The following is a 19,270-nucleotide window of genomic DNA, read 5'->3' on the forward strand; positions in this document are numbered from 1 at the left end:
TCACAGGTAAACCAAGCAGCCGTTATCGACGGCTGCTTTTATTTTTAGAGATCCCACAGTATGACCATTTATCCTTATCTTGCGCTAATGCTGTCGTTCGGCGGAAGTGTGTGTGTTTATTTAGCCTCACGTCACCAACTTTGGTTGAACAAGGTCTGGCCTGCCCCTTATTTACGCTATATAGGGTTAATTCTGCTCGGTATCAGTCTGGTGTTAGTGATCACCACCATGCAGCTTGTAGCAGGTGTGTTCATGCTGCTGGTCTGGGTAATGCTTCTCTTGGTCTTATTCCCCTATATTGGTGCCTGGAAATCACTGAGGAGAGCACGCTAATGACAAGCACGCCATTTCGAGCAGACTGGATCAGTAAATCTTTAGCCGGCATCGTCTTAGGCTTTTTTGCTGCGATGGCCATCTGCGGTTTGTTTTTTCTTTTGCCACTTCAGATAGGTCGAAGTGGTGAAGCTCAATTAATCATGTGGTTACTTGGCCCTATCTGGCTCACCATTCTCTGCACGTGTTTTTTATTTCGTTCTGGTGCTCGTGCCTGGTTTTGGCTGGGACTAACTAATGTTGTGCTGTATGCACTGTATTTTTTATTTAAATCCTTCTGAGATGACTCCCACATGAAAGTAAAAGCAGACATTATTCGTACCTATAAATCGCTGCATACCTGGGTGGGTATTATCAGCGGCATGGCCTTGTTCATCGCTTTTTATGCTGGTGCATTAACCATCTTTAAAGACCCCATTACCCATTGGGCTGCACCGCCTATTCAGCAATCAGAGCGTATTGATCTAGAAAAAATCCCCTCTGTGCTTGATCAGCTGATTGAGTCAGAACCATCCGCCGCACGAAATATACAAGTGAATTTAGACCCCGAAGCACATCACACCCGCCAGATCATGTGGACTGTTGAGGATGAAAAAGGCGGCGATCATGATGTGTCCTCACTGCGTTACTTCAGCGCTCATTTAGATAAACAGCAAACACTCGTCACTGAAGAAGTCAGCCCAGCCCCTGTTGCTCAATTTATTGATACCCTGCACCGAGTGATTGGTCTGCCGGTTGATAGTGATCCTAATCGCTGGATTATGGGTGTTTTTGCAGTTTTATATGCCTTGGCACTGGTATCAGGCTTGATTATTCTGCTACCTATTCTGGTCAAAGAGCTGTTTGCGTTCCGTCTGGGAAGAAAACCAAAACGGGTCTGGCTCGATGCCCATAATGTGGTCGGTGTGACCAGTTTGCCCTTTCACTTGATTATGGCGATCACCGCTTTTGGTTTTGCCTACCATGATCTTATCTATGACGCTCAGGATAAACTCATTCATGAAGGCCAGTTACGTCAGGCATTATTTTCCAGTGCCCCGCAGCCGAATCCTGAACAAAGTACTGATCCTGCAACGATGTTGTCACCAGAACGATTGCTGGCCACTGCCAGAGAAGTCGCACCGTCATTCGAACCTTATCAGCTGCAATATTCAGGTATAACCACACCACGAGCTAGTGTAATGATCTGGGGGCATGAAGCACATGCCATTGCTCCCCGAGCACCAGGAGGCTTTATTGCGATCAATCCATATTCGGGAGAAGTGCAATCGACCGATTATTTACCAGGCCAGCAGCCGACAGAAATGGTAGCTGTCAGTAGTTTTTTTGCTTTGCATTTTGCTACTTTTGGCGGCTCACCTATGCGTTGGGCATATTTCATTCTGGGTTTAGCCGGAGCATGGCTGTTTTATACGGGTAATTTACTCTGGGTAGAAAACCGCCGTCGCCGAAGTAAGCCCGATGGAACATTATTCACTCAACGAAAAGATGTAAAAGTGATGGCCTCACTCACGGTTGGCATTTGCTTGGGCAGTGTGTGTGGCATTTCTTTGATGCTCGCCAGTAGTAAATGGTTAGCATTAGAGTCTCAGGCCACCTATGCCCATTTCCAATGGGTGTATTACTTAATGTTTTTTGCCGCAATTGCATGGAGCTTCATACGTGGTGCTGCCCGAAGCTTGGTTGAATTGCTGTATTTAGCTGCCATGCTTACTGCTGCGATGCCACTGACCAGCTTACTGAGCATCCTCATTCCATCAACAGGGTTGTGGATGCATACTGAACTGGACACTTTGATGGTGGATAGTGTGGCACTTATTATGGCTGCCAGTTTTATCATGCTTGCCAAAGCAACCTATCAACGCGTGTATCACAGTCAAGTCATCGACAGCGTCTGGTCATACCGTCCAGCCATTCGCCCTGTATAAAAAGGACATTTTGTCGACGTTTTCTGATCGTGTTTTCACTATTGGCATCCACTGTTTTTGTACAGTACAGTGAAACCTTACCAAAAAATAAATAGAAACACAGAGAGAAAACGATGAGCAGACTGTACAACGATAAACATCGCGCCCTGCAAGATGCATTTAATAGCCGGGAAATGGCGGACCGGGTAGAGGAAGTGGCGCTTGTCACTGAAGTGGATGAGATGGCCAAAGACTTTATCGAAAGCCGTGATATGTTTTTTCTGACAACGGTAGATGAGCGTGGTCGACCAACGGTATCTTATAAAGGTGGTGAAGCAGGTAAATTTATCAAAGTCTTGGATGAAAAAACCATTGCGTTTCCCAGCTATGACGGCAATGGTATGTATTACTCGATGGGCAATATTCAGGGCAATCCAGAAGTCGGTTTATTGTTTATTAATTTTGAGACACCGCATCGCATTCGTGTGCAGGGTACAGCAACGGCATCGAGTGACGATCCACTGATAGATGAATGGAAAGAAGCTGAAATGGTAGTACGCGTGACCGTATCTGAATTATGGCAAAACTGCCCCCGCTATGTTCACCGCTATCAGAAAGTGAGAGACTCACGCTATATCCCCAAACAAGAATGCAAAACACCTATCGCCACATGGAAACGTATTGATAGCCTGCAAGATGTGTTGCGTGACCACGAGCTCCAACAGGTAGCCGAAGAAGGTGGCACCATGCCAATTGAAGAATGGTTTAGCTATATTCAATCAGGTGATGAGAAGGCTTAGTCTCTGACATGGATGGCTTTCCTCAACACGACCAACCGCTATTACATTTACACGAACTATGCGTAAAACAGATAAAAAAATAAACAATACCTTACGGTTACTCCTCACCGAAGTATGTGAGCAGGCATTGAAAGATATTCATGGCTTTGTGTGGTTAACCCACTTGGTGAACTATGACAATTATCCCACCAGCCTGAAGATCATCTATGTGTTTGATGACAATGAGAGTTTGGACAACTACCTTCAATCAGATAAGCACGATCGTTTGCTATTACTCATTGAATCAGAGCTTAAGAAACGTGATATCAAGTTGAAACGCCTAGCCGATCATGTGAGCTACGATACTGAGGAAAACTGCACACTTCAGCACAAAGGTCATTGGCCTACGAGGTTAAGTCAGTCATCCCCCACCCAGTAAGTATGGAGACGAAATCTACCTCAGAATCATCGTGTAATATTGTGCTACTTGATTTTTACTATTCATTTTCTGTAATAACAAATCACCTGCCCAAGTAACCTCAGGCAGGTGATTCAGACAGACTTACCAGTTATAAGAAGCGCTAACAGTGGCTGAGCGTTCTACCCCATAAAAACAAGCATAGCTACAGGTAGCGTATTCTTCATCAAACAGATTATTGATATTTAAGGCCAGTGACCATTCTGGCGTAAGACTGTAATTCACAACCGCATCAACAACGGTAAACCCGGGTACGTCGTATGTGTTGGCAAGATTATAGCTTCTGCCGTAATAACGTACCCCAGCTCCCAAGCCCAGACCTGGGATCGTCTCACTAAACTTATAATCTGCCCATAATGACGCCATATGCCTTGGCACTGCACCATAGCGATTGCCTTCCGTACCACTATTACTTTCAGTTACCGCATTATCAATATAACCATAGGAAGCAATCAGATTTAAATTATTGGTTAAATTGGCTTTGGCTTCCAGCTCAAAACCTTTCGATTCAACCTCTCCCTCCTGAATGGAAAAATCAGGATTATTCAGATCGGAAGTCATCACATTTTTTTGAGTCAATTTATAAACAGAAGCCGTTATGGATATGGCTTGCCCTTCAGGTTGATATCTCAGGCCGATTTCATATTGTTCACCTTCAGTGGGCTTAAAAGCCGAACCATTGGCATCCTCACCACCTGGAGGAGCTTCAAATGATTCGGAGTAGCTGATATATGGGGCAAAACCATTATCAAACAGATAAACCAAACCCGCCCGTCCGGTAAAAGCATCATCGTCATAATTTTCGGTCGAGACGTTTGTTAATCTGTTTTTCGTATCTGATTGCACTTTATCGTAGCGGCCCCCCAACATGACGACCCATTTATCAGCAATCTTGATATGCTCCTGAGCATAAATACCCAATTGCTTACTGTCTTGTTTACTGTGGCTGGCTGGAATGCTATTGAGCGTAACGGCTGAACCATAGATAGGATTAAATAGGTTCAAGTCACCTACGCTACCACGGTACTGCACCCGCTCAAAGGTCTGCTCGGTATAATCGAGTCCCATAAGTGAGGTATGTTGGGTAGCCCCCAGATCCCACTTAAATTCCAGTTGATTATCAATACTCCAGGAGCTGTTCTCATCCGCGCGAGAAGCAGCGCCACGAGAAAGTAACTGCTGACTAGCATCCAAACCACTTGCAGTAAGGTAGTTCCAGTCTGTATCTGCGCCAAAGTGAAGAAAGTTCTGACGGAAAGTTATCTGGTCATTGATTTCATGGTTGAGGAAGTAACCGAGGGTGTAGTTCCTCGCGTCATACTTGTCAAAATCAGGTTCACCAATGAAACGGTCACGATTGATATTGCCATTGATATTATCTGAAACTGTCCCAATTTCCGGCAGACCATAGACATACCCAATTTCGTTATTTTGATAATTAGCAAGTAACGTCAGGCTGGTATTTTCAGTTGGCTCCCAACGCACCGATCCCTGCACAAATTCACGATCATCGGGGATATAGTCAGTCATGGTATCGCTACGTCTGACTAACCCTGTCACCCGGTAGGTCAAGCTCCCATCATCGGTTAATGCCCCAGCAAAGTCTCCTGCCAGCTGCTTACGATCAAAACTCCCAGCCTGTACTTTTAGTTCTCGCAAAGTGTCGGCTTGAGGTTGTTTGGTGACCATGTTTACAATGCCGCCTGGAGCAGCATTGCCATACAAAACTGAAGCGGGACCTTTGAGTATTTCAATACGTTCCATCGCATAGGGCTCAGATACACCACTGAATGTATTACGTGAGAGTTTAGTGCCGTTCAAATACATAGGTGCTGAACCAGTGACATTAAAGCCGCGAATAATCATGCCGTCACTTGTCGTATTATCACTGCCCATGGGCACAATACCCGGTGTATATTTCAATGCCTGATGCAATGATTCTGCGTTTTGAATAGCTATTTGATCAGCGGTCACAATCGAGACTGACTGTGGTGTTTCGATAAGAGGTATGTCAGATTTTGCGGCAGTTATACTGCGTTTAGCGACATAACCTGATACAGCTCCTAAGCCGGTTTCATTAATGTAGTCACCTGACACGCTTACTTTGGGTAACTCAACTTTATCAGATGAAGAACGGCTTTCAAGACGATAGCTTTCACCATCAATCGTGATGATTTGTAAACCATGGCCCGCCAACAATTGTTGCAAACCAGTTTCTATTGAATACTGCCCTTTTAGTCCACGGCTTTGCTTACCCGACACTAAAGCGGGGTCAAAAGACAAGGTGATTTTTGCCTGACTCGCAAATTGTCTCAGAACTGTTGATAAACCTCCTGAAGCAATACTAAACGCTTGTACTTGTTGGCTCTGCTGAGTTTCTGCCTTAACAACTGACGAAGAAAGAAATGAAATCACAAGAGAAGCTGATAGCAGAAAAGCAGCATTAAGCTTGTTCTGTCTAGGTTTTAGGGAACTGGGTATCGTGTGGGCTTCGGACTGTTTACTTTTTTTCATTGAACTACCTGTTGTTTATAAATGTAAATAGAACTTGTTTACATCTATAGCCGTAGCACACAAAAAAAGAGGCCAAATTAATTTCGTTTATCGACCGTGACCCAATACGGCGTTCGATAAACGAGGCGAATGGGTAAAGTATTGGCCAGGTTTTGTAATACTTTATCGGTGTCATGTAACTGAAAGACGCCACTGACTTTCAAATTCGCCACTTCCGGGCTACAACGCAACCAGCCAGTTCGGTAACGACTGATTTCATGAATAACCAGGCTTAATTTCTCATCATCTACAATGAGTTGACCATCTACCCAGGCCGAATCAGCCGCATTACTCTGCTTGGGCTGACTAATATTTTGTTGAGAAAAGACAAGTTGCTGTCCTGCTTTTAGTAGCTGTTTCTCTCCTGACAAAGTCGTCACTTCAACAGTATCTTGTTGCACACTGACTGCGATTCCATCAGAAAGCTGATTCAACTGGAACACTGTACCTAATGCTTCAACCTGACCAAATTGTGTTGTCACAATAAATGGACGCGAGAGTGGATCCTTTACTGTAGATATCTGTATTTGACCACTAATTAAGTGAACCCTTCTAAGATGATCATCAAACAGAATATTCACTGCGGTTTGTGTATTCATTGTGACACGCGAACCATCAGCTAACAGTTGTGTAATCTGCTGACCAGTGGCGGTACTCAAGTCAGCAGACCAACGAGAAACAGGGAATGTTTTATATGCGATCACACCTGTAGCAGGTACCACCAGCAAACCGCTCAATAATTTGATTAATTGTCGCCGATCTTTTTGCGACCTTTTTAGAACAATATTGCCAAGATGACTCGGTACTGACTGAAATGACTGTGAAAGCGATTGAGCCATTCTCCAGGCTTTTTGATGATCTTGACTTTGATCATGCCAGCTATCAAATTGCTCCTGCTCCTGTTGAGTTAATGGAGATTCTTGTTTTCGAATCAGCCAGTCAGCTGCTTCAGTAATAATTTTGTTAGGCGGTCCGTCACTATTATTCACTGTCTTCAAACCAGCTAAGTGTTAAACAATGAATATAAGCTTGTTGCATATCCCTTTTGACCGTCCGTAAAGAGATACCCATTTTCTCCGCAATGGCAGCGTAGGTAAGACCATCAAGCTGAGAATATAAAAACACAGATTTCACACGTCTTGGCAGACGGTCAAGCAGTCTATCAAGTTGCTCCAGTGTTTCCTTTAATAAATAAAGCGTCTCTTCTGACAGCTGCGTTAATTCTGGAACTTCTTTTAACGCTAGCTGATAAGTTTGCTCCAGTGATTTTTTACGAAAATAGTCAACCACAAGCCCATTAGCCACCGTCCGAAGATAAGCTTTAGGCTGCTCTATAGTAAATTCACTTTGTTTGTGCTGAGTTTGTAATATGCGAACAAACGTATCGTGAGTCAGGTCTTCTGCCCGGTGCTGACAGCCTAACTTTTTTACTAACCAATTGAATAACCAAGGTTGGTTATCTTTGTATAAAGAATCGACAGATGATTGCGGCATATTGCAACAAAATAAAGATGATAATGAGATACATTAACATCTGGACTTTTTTCTAGCAATGTCTTCTTTGATGGGAGAAAGCCACCACATAGGTGGTGGCTTTTTGTCCTTCTTTAAAAGTCTAATGAGTATCCCAGCGTTAAGGTTCTGCCACGACCTTTGAAGTTACGGGCATCTGAACCATAACTGGTTTGTGATGAGTAGCTGAAATAATCCTTGTTCAACAGGTTGGTGACGCCAGCATGAAGCCTACCAGTAGAGAGTTTATAGGCCATCGTGGCATCAATCAGCCCATAAGCTTTGAACTGCTCTTCATCATTACCGGCTTCCTCATCAAAGTTACGATCGAAGTTGTAACTCGCTTGTACAAATGATGATAATTTTGACGTCCATTCTGCCTGCCAACTGGCAATTAATCGGTTAGGTGGAATATTTTGACCATTCAAATCGGTATCAACTTTACCATCATCATTACTGTCGTAACGACCACGAATATAGGAATAAGCCAGGTTGAGTTTATGGTCATCATTCACTTTCCAACCTAAGTTAGCTTCAGCACCATTGATTTCTGTTTTTTCACGATTCACAAAATATTCTGTTTTATCGGCATTGGCAGAAAGACGCGAACCCAAATCAGAGTCAGATTCATAGTAACTGATCTCGAAGTCGACCGTGTCCCAATCAAAACGTAAACCAATTTCTCTGTTGGTCGTCAGGATAGGTTCTAAATCCAGCAGACTATCGACACTCAGCCCAGCGACACTCACACCGCGTAATACACGCCCTACATCAGGCATACCAAAGCCTTCTGAATAATTTGCAAACACGCTCATCCACGAGAGTGGACGGACAACGATACCGCCATTAAATAATGTCTCACTGAAATCAGGATTACCGCCTTTTACGTCAACACTGCCCTTACCAAAGACAGTAGTGAAATCATCGACATCGAGCTCCGAGTGCTCATAGCGAACCCCCGCATGTAATACAACGGCGTCTATTGGTTGTAACTGTAATTGCACGAATGGTGCGTAGTTTTTATAAACCACTTCCGGAACGTAGTTTCGGTTTGTCATGGCTAGATTTTGTAATGAGCTGTCTTCAAGCAAATCCAAACCGGTCGTAACTTTTAGTCTGTCATCTAATAAACCATCTTTCACGAAGGTGAATTTTGCCCCTTTCTTCACCGATTCAATCTGCGTTTGATCAATGCTATCAGGCGCCAAAACAGGATCTTCAAAACTACTGGATGCTAATGCGCCGTATAAAGCTTCAAACTCTTGTCGATATGCCTGAGCAGTAAATTCCATACCCGCTAAATCATAATTTTGATATTTCAGACTGGAGGTTAATACCCTGTTATATGGCGCATCGCCGACTGGGGTTCCCCTGACTGAGGTGGTGGGTACGCCCTTATCGATATCACCATCAACGCTAATGTAATCATTGCCACCTTCTATCTGATATCGGTTCAGGGAGGCTTCTATGTGCTGATCATCATTTATCCAATAGCCCAGCTTAGTGAACAGGTCGTAACTCTTGGAGTTCATGATATCGCCCTGGACATTATCGACACCAATTTCGGTGCCATCAGCATCCAAAAACACACCTTGTCTCTCGTAACTCAGGCCAAGCGTATATTCAAAATCATTTTTGCTGCCACTCAGATTGTAATCCGTTCGGTAACCCGACGTTTCATCACCAAACTCTCCGGTTGGAGTCGTCATTTGTACATTCAGACTTTGTTTGAGTGAATCCTGACTCGGACGACGCGTAATAAAGTTGATAATGCCACCCGTCGCGCCAAGTCCATGAATAGCGCTGGCACCGTGGATCACCTCAACACGTTCCACCATCGACATATCAATGGTGTGACCATCACGCTGGCCATCACGCAATGGATTACTCTGAGGCACGCCATCAATCAAAAATAACGGCGAACGACCACGGAAGGTTTCACCACCACTGGTGAGCTTCTGCCGACTTGGTGAAAATGAAGGCAACAAATTACTCAAAATCTGAGAGGTGTCACTACTCATTTCCATCTGTTGCTCTATCTGAGCCCGGTTAATCACTGTCACAACTTGTGGCGAATCTTTTAGCTGGGTGTCAGAGCGTGTCGAGGTAATCAACATATCATCCAGCTCGACACTTTGTTTCTGCTTGGGTGTGACAGCAACGGGGGCTGACTTTCTGACGATAGAGTAACTGCCATTGGAGAGTAATGTCGCCTCTAAACCTGTATCAGCTAATAACTCTGTAAGTAGTGTGGAAGGGGCTTTAGTCCCTTGATGAGCTGAGGTTTGGATGCCGGCTACCACATCAGGGCTGAATGAGACAGTGATCCCACTCTGCACAGAAAATTGATTGAGTGCCGACTCGAGTGAGCCTGCTTGAATATGAAAAGTTTGTTGTTGGGTCACACTGTCTGCATGGCTGATGTTGGTTGTGAGATCAGTACTCACCATGGCGGTAGTTAACATCCCTGCCATGATGAGTTGTCGACTTAATGGCGACAACGTTAAAGGTAAGAAAGTGGTGTGTTTCATCACTAGTCCTGTTAGTTAATGGATATTAGCGTTGCGATAACGCTGCTATCTAACAGGCCGAACGACACAGCAGAATCGTTAACCCCTTAAACAAAAAAATATTCAGACGGGTTCAACTTGTGCCCAGAAACGCGTGAAATAACGGACTTTGACTGGCAAAGTGCTACTGAGATTTTCTAATACAGAACGGGTGTCATTGACATTAAACGCCCCAGAGATACGAAGTGATGCAACGCCAGCATCACAATGTAATGTCCCTTTGTGATAACGTCCGAGCTCATTTAAAAATTGATCCAGTCGCCAGTTGCTGACTATCAACATTCCCTGTATCCAGGCATCCATATTGACGGGCATCAAACTCACCGAGCCGTGTTTCAATGTGTTAAAACGCATACAATGGCCAGCTTGAACTTTGACAGCTTTACTGGCTTTTTCAGGCATGACTTCCACCGCATGTTGACTGACGCCGACCCAGGTTGCGTCAGGATGACATCGAACCTGAAAACGGGTGCCGAGCGCTTTGACTGTTCCTTGTGCCGTTTTTACAATAAAGTCTTGCTCAGGCATCTGTTTGCCTGTTTCAACAAGAATCTCACCACGATAGAGTGTTAACTCTCTGGCATGCTCACTGATATTCACATCCAGAGCCGTATCGGTATTAAGTGATACTTGGCTACCATCCGCCAACTGTATTGTTTTACGTTCACCCGTCCCAGTACGATATTGTGCCATCCAAGTAGAAAAAGTTCGTTGCTTATAGGCCACGCCACTAGCACCACCCACGCTTAAAACGACAACCAATGTTTTAATTAATTGACGACGAGATTGACGTGCCTTTTCCAGTGTGCTCTGCCTGATTTCATTGGGGACAATTTTCAATTGTTTTTGTAAACGTTCTACCCGTTTCCAGGCATCATAATGTCGACTATCAGCAGCAAGCCAGGCCTGATGAGCTTCATAAATAGCATCACCCGGTTGTGCACTTCGAAGATCTACAAACCAACTGGCGGCCTGCGTTAGGATGTCTTCGGTGAGTTTCATGGTGAGTCCTCAACCAATAACAAACACTGCGCCATCGCTCGAATAAAGTGCTTACGAACAGTCGGCACGGAGACATTTAAGTGCCGACTGATTTCAGCAAATGACAGCCCATCCAGCTGAGCGAGTAGAAAAATGTGTCGTCCGCGCTCACTCATCGCATCCAGCATATGTTCAATCTGTAGCAAAGTATCGATAATGAGATGGTGTTGCTCTGCAGACATCGCATGTTGCTCTGGTTCTATTTCCAGCGCATCGAGATAAGCCTGCTCTACTGAACGACGACGAAAAAAATCCACCAGCAAACCACGTGCAATGCTGCTTAAGTATGCTCTGGGTGAGTTCAACTCATGCTCACGCCCCTTCATCAATATCTTGATAAAGGTTTCCTGCGTTAAATCTTGCGCGTGCTCAACATGATTTAAACGAGAACGGATCCAGCTCTGAAGCCAGTCTTGATGTTCTGTATAAAGCGATTCCAGCGATTGCACAGCCATTATGAATAGAATTACGTGACAATTGATAATGAGATACATTATCGTTTTGGAAGTAATTTAGCAATAATAAAAATAACGGGCTGTTTGATTTATAAGGATTATTTTAAAAAAGCATGAAGTATAATTGGGCTGTTATAGCCTTAACTGGCTTCGCCTACGACTTTGAGCTTAGTAGCAATAAAGTCTTTGTGGGAAACGTATAACAAACTGGCGAGCTTACGAATCACATGTTCTTCAATATCTTGTAGTTCATGATCGGCCCAGGCTATTTGCCAAAGCATTTCGATGAGTTCGATTTTCTCTTGTTCGTTATATTGCTGATTAATATCGGCTGTGAAGTGATAAAAGTCAGTGGCTTCATTGTGCGCTCTCTCAGCTTCGGCAATCAATTTCTCAGCGTCGCTGTCTTCGACATCAAATTGACTAGCGAGGATTTGCCGCAGCATGGCCTTTTCAGTCTCATGCTCTTCATCATCGACCGCAATAATTTCAATCATTAATGCTACCGCCGCCAGCACTTTAGACTGCTGTTGATTCGCTAAATAGACATCGGTGTTATCACCCAAGGTGGATGAAAACATTTGTTTTAGTTTTTCGATCATAGTTATCTCCTGCAAGCAAAACCGACTGCCAGCAGTGAAGTAAAGTTCATTTCTTATTGGATGGACTGACAATGACAGCAGCTTGATAACGGGGTTTGCCGTAGCCAATCATACGGTTAAATTCTTTATGTGTAACGGGAATATAACCACTATCTGTCACACTTTTATTATCATCCCAATCCACATCCGGATCATGGAAATATACAAAGGTGTCAGAAACAGACACGACCAAAATCCAATGGGGGGATTTACTTTGATTCAGACGATATGAGCTTATCAAGACAAGCGCCAGTTCCCCTTTAGACAGATACTCGCTTAATAACGCCGCATCAACCGGTGCTTTTATTTGTTGAATATCGGACTCAGCAATTTTTTCGATAAAGTCCTGATGGACACATTCAATGACCGACTTCTTTTCCTCGCTACGTACGCCATTAATAAAAGGAATGTCATCTGAGTTACAAACTAAAGAGGTTTTCAGACCTCGATGATTGGCAGCTAAGGCCAGGCCTTGAGGACTACAACCGCCATGACCGGATGTCATAAAAATCGTCGTGGCTTCCCGCCATAACTGCAATTCAAGTTGGCGAGTGAGCGCTAACTCACTATCCATACATTTCATTGCCATCATCAGGCAAGCAGGCCCACAGGTAAAGTCGGTTGACTGAGAGTAGTGGGCAACCTCAGGGTGTGTGACTTCAGGCACATGATGCAGCACTTTCATCATACGGATAGCGTCGGCATGATCTTCATAAAAGTCAGTGACAATATCAAACGGCTGATAGCCGAGTTTTTCATATAACTTAATGGCACCGAGATTATCAGGCCGTACTTCCAGACGCAGAAAGCTTCGCCCATCATCCAGCGCCTGTGTTTCGGCTTCCTGCATTAATTTAGCGGCAATACCGGCTTTTCGATAATTCGCATCAACCGCTAATGAATATACCCGGCCAAGTGACGTTCCTTGTGAGTAAAGTAACAACACATAGGCCACCAGAGTGTCACTGGTGGTCGCCACCAACAATAAGCTGTGACCTTTTTTGATCATCCATTTAAAGCTGCGTCTTGAAATACGATCCGTTTCAAAGCACGCTTCTTCTAACTCACTGAGCGCGTTAACATCATCAAGTGTTGCTTCACGCAGCACAAACTCAGCGGGCGTTGTGATTGGCATGTTCAGTTAATCCGTCTAACGCCATTTCAATAACCTGACGGCCACGGAACAATACTAATTCCTGCCACTGTTTTTGATCAGGGCAGAAAAAATCTTGCATAGCGTGTTTTACATCCATCGTGGCATCATCAGACCAGTCCATTTTGCCTTTCTGTTGTAGTTTTTGATCATCCGATAACACTTGCAACATCTGCTGAGTACCAAACGTACCAAACTCCAAGGTTAAAAAGCACACATTATCGCCTTGCTGATGCCAGAAATAATCATGCAAACCGAGTTTTGTTCCAGAGCTGGATGTCCCCAGTGAAGGTTCAGTGACTGTTGCACCAAATAACTCGACAGCATATTGGTGACCCTGACTGTTAACAGGATGATCACAGATAAGCTCACCAAAACCATAGGGGCCCAATCCACTGTGAATATCAATCACGATCACTTGTTTACGTTTGGCAGGTTTAATTTGTGCGGCCAACTGTTCAATAAGCTGACGTGACCATGTGGGTTCGCTGCCGCCATAATAAGGTGCTGAAGCTTGTTCGTATTGACCTTCTGACAATAAATCAAACTTTTCCCTGTCCTGAGCGACGGTGGCAATATCGGTTTTACCTTGTTCCAGTTCTTGCCAGATTTTTGCTGCTTTTGAGGCCGGTAACTCACTGTTGAAATCAACAAAGTTACGGTTCACATCCACACCTTGATCATCACCACGACTGGCCCAGGCAAATCCCCATGGATTGATCGCATGAACCAGGACCACACAGACATCCTGAGGCAGACGACGATAACGTGTCACAAAATCTGCTTGAATTGCTGAGCCAGCGCCACCTTCTACACCGTGTAGTCCGGACACTAATACAATAATATTTTCTGCTTTTGGATTACCCGCCCAGGCAATATCACAAAATAACTTTTCGTTTTTCGGGCCTTTAAGTGGATGAGGATGATGCGTTAGTCTTTCAATAATCGAGCTGGTTTCGACATTATTGATGAATTTATCTCTTGCGCTGGAATAGCGCTGCGAAAATACGCTTAAAACGGCATCTGCATACATTTTAATGGGCCTCCTGTGCAAAATTTTCGCGAAGGATATGTGAGTTTTGCCATTTTGACCAGCAAATAAAAAGGGATGCAAAATTTTTTATTACATCACCTGTCTATTCACTTTATGATTCGCTTTTAGAAAGCCTTTTGACACTACCATCACCAAGGACCAGACATGACTAAGCATTTGATAATAGTTGAAAATATTGATGACTGGAGTCCTTACTTTCCCAGCGAACAAGTGATCGATGTTGATACCTATCTACAATCCTTATCGCAAAATACTCATGCCCCTGCGCAAATTCTTAATTTATGTCGAAGTCTGGATTATCTCAGTCGCGGCTATTATTGCTCGATGGTGGCAGAAGCCAGAGGGCACCGTGTTTTGCCCGGACTTCGCACTATTAATGACTTATCTCGCAAAAGCCTTTATGCCTACGACTTGTCGGATTTATCCACTCAGCTTGATAAACAGCTCAGCATGGCTTCAGGTGAAAGCTTCGTGCTGAAAATCTGTTTTGGGCAAACACCTATCAGCTCTTTACAGAAGCTGGCCCGACAAATCTTTGAACAATTCCCCTGCCCTATTCTGGAAGTCGAGTTTAGCTTTAACACACACTGGATTATCAGCCAGATAAAAGCCGGTGCGATTAATAAGCTCACAGAAACCGAGCAAGATTTTTTTGCAGAAGCTTTAGATAACTTCAGCCATCGCTTGTGGCGGAAGCCGGCCAAGCGTCGCCAGTTTCGATATGACATGGCCATTTTGCATAATCCTAAAGAAACCATGCCGCCGAGTGATATGGCCGCATTGAAGAAATTCATCAGTAGTGGACGTCGCATTGGTATTGATGTGGAGCTGATTACCCCCAAAGATTACATTCGCCTAGCAGAATATGACGCCTTATTTATTCGTGAAACTACCGCTACACATAATCACACCTACAAATTTGCCCGTCGTGCAGAAAGTGAAGGTTTAGTAGTGATTGACGACCCCACATCCATTATTCGCTGCACGAATAAAATTTATTTAAAAGAACTCTTGTCAGCCAACAACCTACCGATGCCGGATTCACACCTGCTATATCGTAATGATACCGCTGGTCTGGACAAACTTTGTGAAACAGCCACCTTTCCATTGGTGATGAAAATTCCGGACGGGGCTTTTTCAAAAGGTGTGATTAAGGTAAACAATGCAGACGAGCTTCGAGAGCAAGCGCCTGCCTTTTTCCAACAGTCGGCCATTATTCTCTTGCAAGAGTTTATGTATACCGACTACGACTGGCGTATTGGTATGTTTAACAACAAACCTATCTATGCCTGCCAATATTTTATGAGTAAAGGCCATTGGCAAATCTATAACCACAACACCAAAAAAGGCACTTCCAGTGGTAAGTCTTCCGCCATCCCGATGAGCGAAGTACCAGAAAAAGTGCTGAAAATTGCGACAAAAGCGGCGAAATTGATTGGAAATGGTCTATATGGCCTGGATATCAAACAAAGCGGTAACCGTATTGTCATTATTGAAATTAATGACAACCCCAGCATTGATAGCGGTGTCGAAGATCATTATCTCGGTATGGCTTTATACGATGACATTATGCGAGAGTTTTTAAGACGGCTGGAAGAACGCCGGGCTGCGAGTCATTAATCTTTTTTCCACACAAATAAAAAAGGCGCTGATAATCAGCGCCTTTTTTGTGAGACAAACTCGCTTTATTTAAAAGCGGTAACTTGCACCAACATGAACGTAACGTTTCTCACCAACAAAATAACGGTAATCACCGTCACCACCGCCACCAAAATCAGCGCGCTCTGCATATTCGGTATCGAATAAGTTATGAATGCGTCCATATAGGGTGACATTGTTATTCAACTCATGAGAAGCTCTGAGCGTGAAGACATCATGTCCATCATACTTAGCAGTATTGCCGTCGTTCACGTAATACTCACCCATATGAACCCACTCAAGCTCTGTGCGAGTTTTTGCTGTTGGGTTCCAACCTAAACGGACATTAGCCATTTGTCTCGGTGCTGTGACTAGGTAATCGCCCTTTTCAATACCTGAACTGTCTTTATCAAAGTCATATTCATGTTTGGCAAAAGTTAAATTAGCCGCGATATCAAACTGGCTATTGAAAGGATAAAACATGCCTAGCTCTAAACCTGTGTGCTTAGTTTTTCCATTTGGCACATTTTCGTTATCACTATCAGTGAAGAAGTAATCACGTTTTCTCATTTGGTAAGCAACAATCTCATACTGCAAACCTTGCCCTACTTTTCTTAAGCCAACCTCAATGCTATCGATTTTTTCAGAGTCAGCACGTCCAGTCTGAGAAGGGCCGACTTGGGCACGGTACAAATCCGTGGTTTGAGGTGCACGAGAACCACGTGAATAGTTCACAAACATCGCCGTATCTTCGGTCAATTGTTGAACAACCCCGAGTTTAGGGCTGACATTATGGAATGTATCGTCACGGCTGTCTGGTCTTAGATAGCGAGAACCAAACGTTAATGAATCTGTATGGTTGGTGTAATCATACTTCGTGTACTCATAACGAACACCTGCGGTCACACGTGTTTTTTCAAGTACCTGCCATTCACTATGCACATACGGTGCAATAACGGTGGCATCCACATCATAGTCGTAATGTGTGCCTTGAAGAAACGAAAATCGAGTTGGGTTGTACTGAATTTCTGTCAGCTCACCTTCGGTGTATTCAAAGTCAGTACCAACAATGATTTTATGTCCACCATCTAGCTGTTTTGTAAATGATGATAATAAACCTACGCTACTATGTTCATTGGTTTCTGTCGCCTGACCGGGCAAAAAGTGCATCAAGAATTCCATTTCGGTATGACGTACATACGGCGTCAGCGTGAATGATGCTGAATCACTTAGTTCGTGAATCCATTCGGTAGATAAACGGTATGATTTCGCATCCCGATAGGCCTCAGGATCAGGGTTTGTGCGAGAAACACTCTCATCCCGATAGATTTCGTACCCATAAACATAACCTGCCGTTTCTTGATTTAGATTGGTATAGCTGAATAAGGTTTTGAAGCTATCCTTTTCACCGTAGTAGTCATGGCGAAAACTGACTTTTTGCTGGTCATAACCAGAGTCGCTGGCATAACCACCATCAGACGTACCATTCACACTTAAACGATAACCATGGTTGCCCACTGTATTGCTTATGGAAGCTTTTGTTTGGTAGAGGTCATGTGGACCTACTGAAATATCAATCTCACGCTCGAGATCTAAGGATGGTGCACGACTCAAAACATTGACCATGCCATGAACAGCATTTGAACCATAAAGTGCACTACCGGGCCCACGAACAACTTCAATACCACCTGCCTGCTCATAGTTAACTTCAAACAGACCGTTTACATTGGCAAAACCCGCTGCTCGGAGTGGAATACCATCTTCGAGATAAAGAAATGAGCCTGCACCAGCACCACCCGTGAGCACAGGTGAGCGAATCGACGTTAAATGCTCTTGACCATTACCGCGCTGAATATTAACTCCACTAATTCTATTGAGGACTTCGGTTACATGGTCAGGTCGAATAAGATCGATTTCTTCTTCTGAGACTTTGCCTGTGTTACCTGCTTGTTCAAGCAAAGGGGTTTCTGAACGTGTGCCTGTTACCACCATGCCACCCAGTGACACTTCACTATCACTGGTTTCTTCAGCAAAAGCGGGTTGCCACATTGTGGTCGCTGCGGCCGCCACCATTAATGTGAGTTGTTTTTTTGAAAACATAATCCAATTCTCTCTTTTAAATATTCATTAATCCGTGATTGGGGAAAATTTTCCCATACAGGCTGTTTTAATTCATCAGAAAAATCCCTAAACCCATTGAAAACAGACATTGAAATCCCCAATTACATGATCAAGATCAATTTCAGGTAATGAATCCATTTATGGAATACAAAGACTATTACAAAATTTTGGGCGTCGCCCGTGATGCTTCTCAGGACGAGATAAAAAAAGCCTATCGAAAACTGGCCAGAAAATATCACCCTGACGTCAGTAAAGAAGCCAATGCCGAAGACAAATTTAAGGAAGTAGGTGAAGCCTACGAAGTCTTACGTGACGAACAAAAACGAGCTCAATACGACCAGTTTGGTAGTAATTATCGTCATGGTCAATCCTTTAACCCACCACCTGGCTGGGATGATCATGCTGGTTTTGGTGGCGGTAACTTTAGCAGCTTCTTTGAAAACATGTTTGGCGGCATGGGAGGTATGGGCGGCGGCATGGGTGATAATTTCTTCGCCCGTGGTGAAGATGTTAACGCCAAAATTACCATCTCACTGGAAGATGCATTCAACGGTGCCACCAAGACTATTCGTCGTCCTGCTGGCGCCAGTCAGTCCGGCACCATTAACGTAAAAATACCAGCCGGTATTGCCTCTGGTAAAAAAATTCGTTTGTCCGGTCAGGGAAAATCTGGCGGTGGCGGTAAGTCGGGTGATTTATATCTCGAAGTGAATGTGGCACCACATCGTTACTTCCGTCTGGAAGAAAAAGATGTGTATCTCGACTTACCTATTGCACCATGGGAAGCGGCATTAGGTGCAAAAGTTACTGTGCCCACACTCGCTGGCAAAATTAATCTGACCATTCCTGCAGGTGCACGCAGTGGTCAAAAAATGCGACTAAAAGGTCGTGGATTACCAGGCAAAGAACCTGGCGATGAATTTGTGGTCTTGCAGATAATAGTGCCGCCTGCAGACTCTGATAAAGCGAAAAAACTCTATCAACAAATGGCAGAAGAAATGGCATTTAACCCGCGTGAGTCATTGGAATAAAGTA

The 19,270-nt window shown here is 44.1% G+C and carries 17 protein-coding genes; 7 read left to right on the forward strand and 10 right to left on the reverse strand.

What is annotated here, in order from left to right:
- The first annotated feature begins 60 nt into the window (after positions 1-60).
- The 5 genes from B3014_RS06560 (at position 61) to B3014_RS06580 (ending at position 3,458) form a co-directional block, all read left to right on the forward strand.
- A complete protein-coding gene (locus tag B3014_RS06560; protein WP_289243496.1) occupies positions 61-333 on the forward strand; it encodes a hypothetical protein in 273 nt (90 codons plus the stop codon).
- Positions 333-614, forward strand: coding sequence for a hypothetical protein (locus B3014_RS06565; RefSeq protein WP_289243497.1), 282 nt, complete (start codon positions 333-335; stop codon positions 612-614). Before B3014_RS06560 ends, B3014_RS06565 begins: the two co-directional genes overlap by 1 nt.
- 12 nt (positions 615-626) lie before the next feature.
- Positions 627-2,261 (forward strand): PepSY-associated TM helix domain-containing protein, encoded by a 1,635-nt coding sequence (locus tag B3014_RS06570; protein ID WP_289243498.1) that lies wholly within the window; start codon positions 627-629, stop codon positions 2,259-2,261.
- A 113-nt stretch (positions 2,262-2,374) separates the two neighbouring features.
- Entirely contained in the window at positions 2,375-3,040 is a 666-nt protein-coding gene (locus B3014_RS06575) for a pyridoxamine 5'-phosphate oxidase family protein (protein WP_289243499.1), read from the forward strand.
- Positions 3,041-3,098: 58 nt separating this feature from the next.
- Positions 3,099-3,458 carry a Fis family transcriptional regulator gene (locus tag B3014_RS06580; protein ID WP_289243500.1) on the forward strand — a complete coding sequence of 120 codons (360 nt, stop codon included), beginning with the start codon at positions 3,099-3,101 and terminating at the stop codon, positions 3,456-3,458.
- Positions 3,459-3,581: 123 nt separating this feature from the next.
- Here the strand turns inward: B3014_RS06580 and B3014_RS06585 are convergent, their stop codons facing one another.
- The 9 genes from B3014_RS06585 to B3014_RS06625 form a co-directional block, all read right to left on the reverse strand.
- Entirely contained in the window at positions 3,582-6,011 is a 2,430-nt protein-coding gene (locus B3014_RS06585) for a TonB-dependent siderophore receptor (RefSeq protein WP_289243501.1), read from the reverse strand.
- A gap of 77 nt (positions 6,012-6,088) precedes the next feature.
- Positions 6,089-7,039, reverse strand: coding sequence for a FecR domain-containing protein (locus B3014_RS06590; RefSeq protein WP_289243502.1), 951 nt, complete (start codon positions 7,037-7,039; stop codon positions 6,089-6,091).
- The gene (locus tag B3014_RS06595; protein ID WP_289243503.1) at positions 7,032-7,544 is read right to left on the reverse strand and encodes a sigma-70 family RNA polymerase sigma factor; all 513 of its coding nucleotides are present in this window, start codon (positions 7,542-7,544) and stop codon (positions 7,032-7,034) included. Before B3014_RS06595 ends, B3014_RS06590 begins: the two co-directional genes overlap by 8 nt.
- 113 nt (positions 7,545-7,657) lie before the next feature.
- Positions 7,658-10,093 carry a TonB-dependent receptor domain-containing protein gene (locus B3014_RS06600; RefSeq protein WP_289243504.1) on the reverse strand — a complete coding sequence of 812 codons (2,436 nt, stop codon included), beginning with the start codon at positions 10,091-10,093 and terminating at the stop codon, positions 7,658-7,660.
- Between the two features lie 102 nt (positions 10,094-10,195).
- Positions 10,196-11,134: a FecR domain-containing protein gene (locus B3014_RS06605; RefSeq protein WP_289243505.1), complete on the reverse strand. Its 939-nt coding sequence runs from the start codon at positions 11,132-11,134 to the stop codon at positions 10,196-10,198.
- The gene (locus tag B3014_RS06610) at positions 11,131-11,628 is read right to left on the reverse strand and encodes a sigma-70 family RNA polymerase sigma factor (RefSeq protein WP_289243506.1); all 498 of its coding nucleotides are present in this window, start codon (positions 11,626-11,628) and stop codon (positions 11,131-11,133) included. Before B3014_RS06610 ends, B3014_RS06605 begins: the two co-directional genes overlap by 4 nt.
- A gap of 140 nt (positions 11,629-11,768) precedes the next feature.
- On the reverse strand, positions 11,769-12,230 hold the full coding sequence (locus B3014_RS06615; RefSeq protein ID WP_289243507.1) for a TerB family tellurite resistance protein: 462 nt from the start codon (positions 12,228-12,230) through the stop codon (positions 11,769-11,771).
- A gap of 46 nt (positions 12,231-12,276) precedes the next feature.
- Positions 12,277-13,404, reverse strand: a complete 1,128-nt coding sequence (locus B3014_RS06620; protein ID WP_289243508.1) for a GNAT family N-acetyltransferase/peptidase C39 family protein — start codon at positions 13,402-13,404, stop codon at positions 12,277-12,279.
- Positions 13,382-14,455, reverse strand: coding sequence for a DUF2817 domain-containing protein (locus tag B3014_RS06625; protein WP_289243509.1), 1,074 nt, complete (start codon positions 14,453-14,455; stop codon positions 13,382-13,384). Before B3014_RS06625 ends, B3014_RS06620 begins: the two co-directional genes overlap by 23 nt.
- Before the next feature lie 165 nt (positions 14,456-14,620).
- Here B3014_RS06625 and B3014_RS06630 point away from each other — a divergent pair, with 165 nt between their 5' ends.
- On the forward strand, positions 14,621-16,096 hold the full coding sequence (locus tag B3014_RS06630) for a RimK family protein (RefSeq protein ID WP_289243510.1): 1,476 nt from the start codon (positions 14,621-14,623) through the stop codon (positions 16,094-16,096).
- Positions 16,097-16,165: 69 nt separating this feature from the next.
- Here the strand turns inward: B3014_RS06630 and B3014_RS06635 are convergent, their stop codons facing one another.
- A complete protein-coding gene (locus B3014_RS06635) occupies positions 16,166-18,214 on the reverse strand; it encodes a TonB-dependent receptor (RefSeq protein WP_289243511.1) in 2,049 nt (682 codons plus the stop codon).
- Positions 18,215-18,375: 161 nt separating this feature from the next.
- On the opposite strand from B3014_RS06635, the gene B3014_RS06640 reads away from it, so the two are divergent.
- Positions 18,376-19,266: a DnaJ C-terminal domain-containing protein gene (locus tag B3014_RS06640; protein WP_289243512.1), complete on the forward strand. Its 891-nt coding sequence runs from the start codon at positions 18,376-18,378 to the stop codon at positions 19,264-19,266.
- The last annotated feature ends 4 nt before the right edge of the window (positions 19,267-19,270 follow it).

The organism is Methylophaga sp. UBA678 (genome assembly GCF_002299105.1).
Taxonomy (GTDB): domain Bacteria; phylum Pseudomonadota; class Gammaproteobacteria; order Nitrosococcales; family Methylophagaceae; genus Methylophaga; species Methylophaga marina.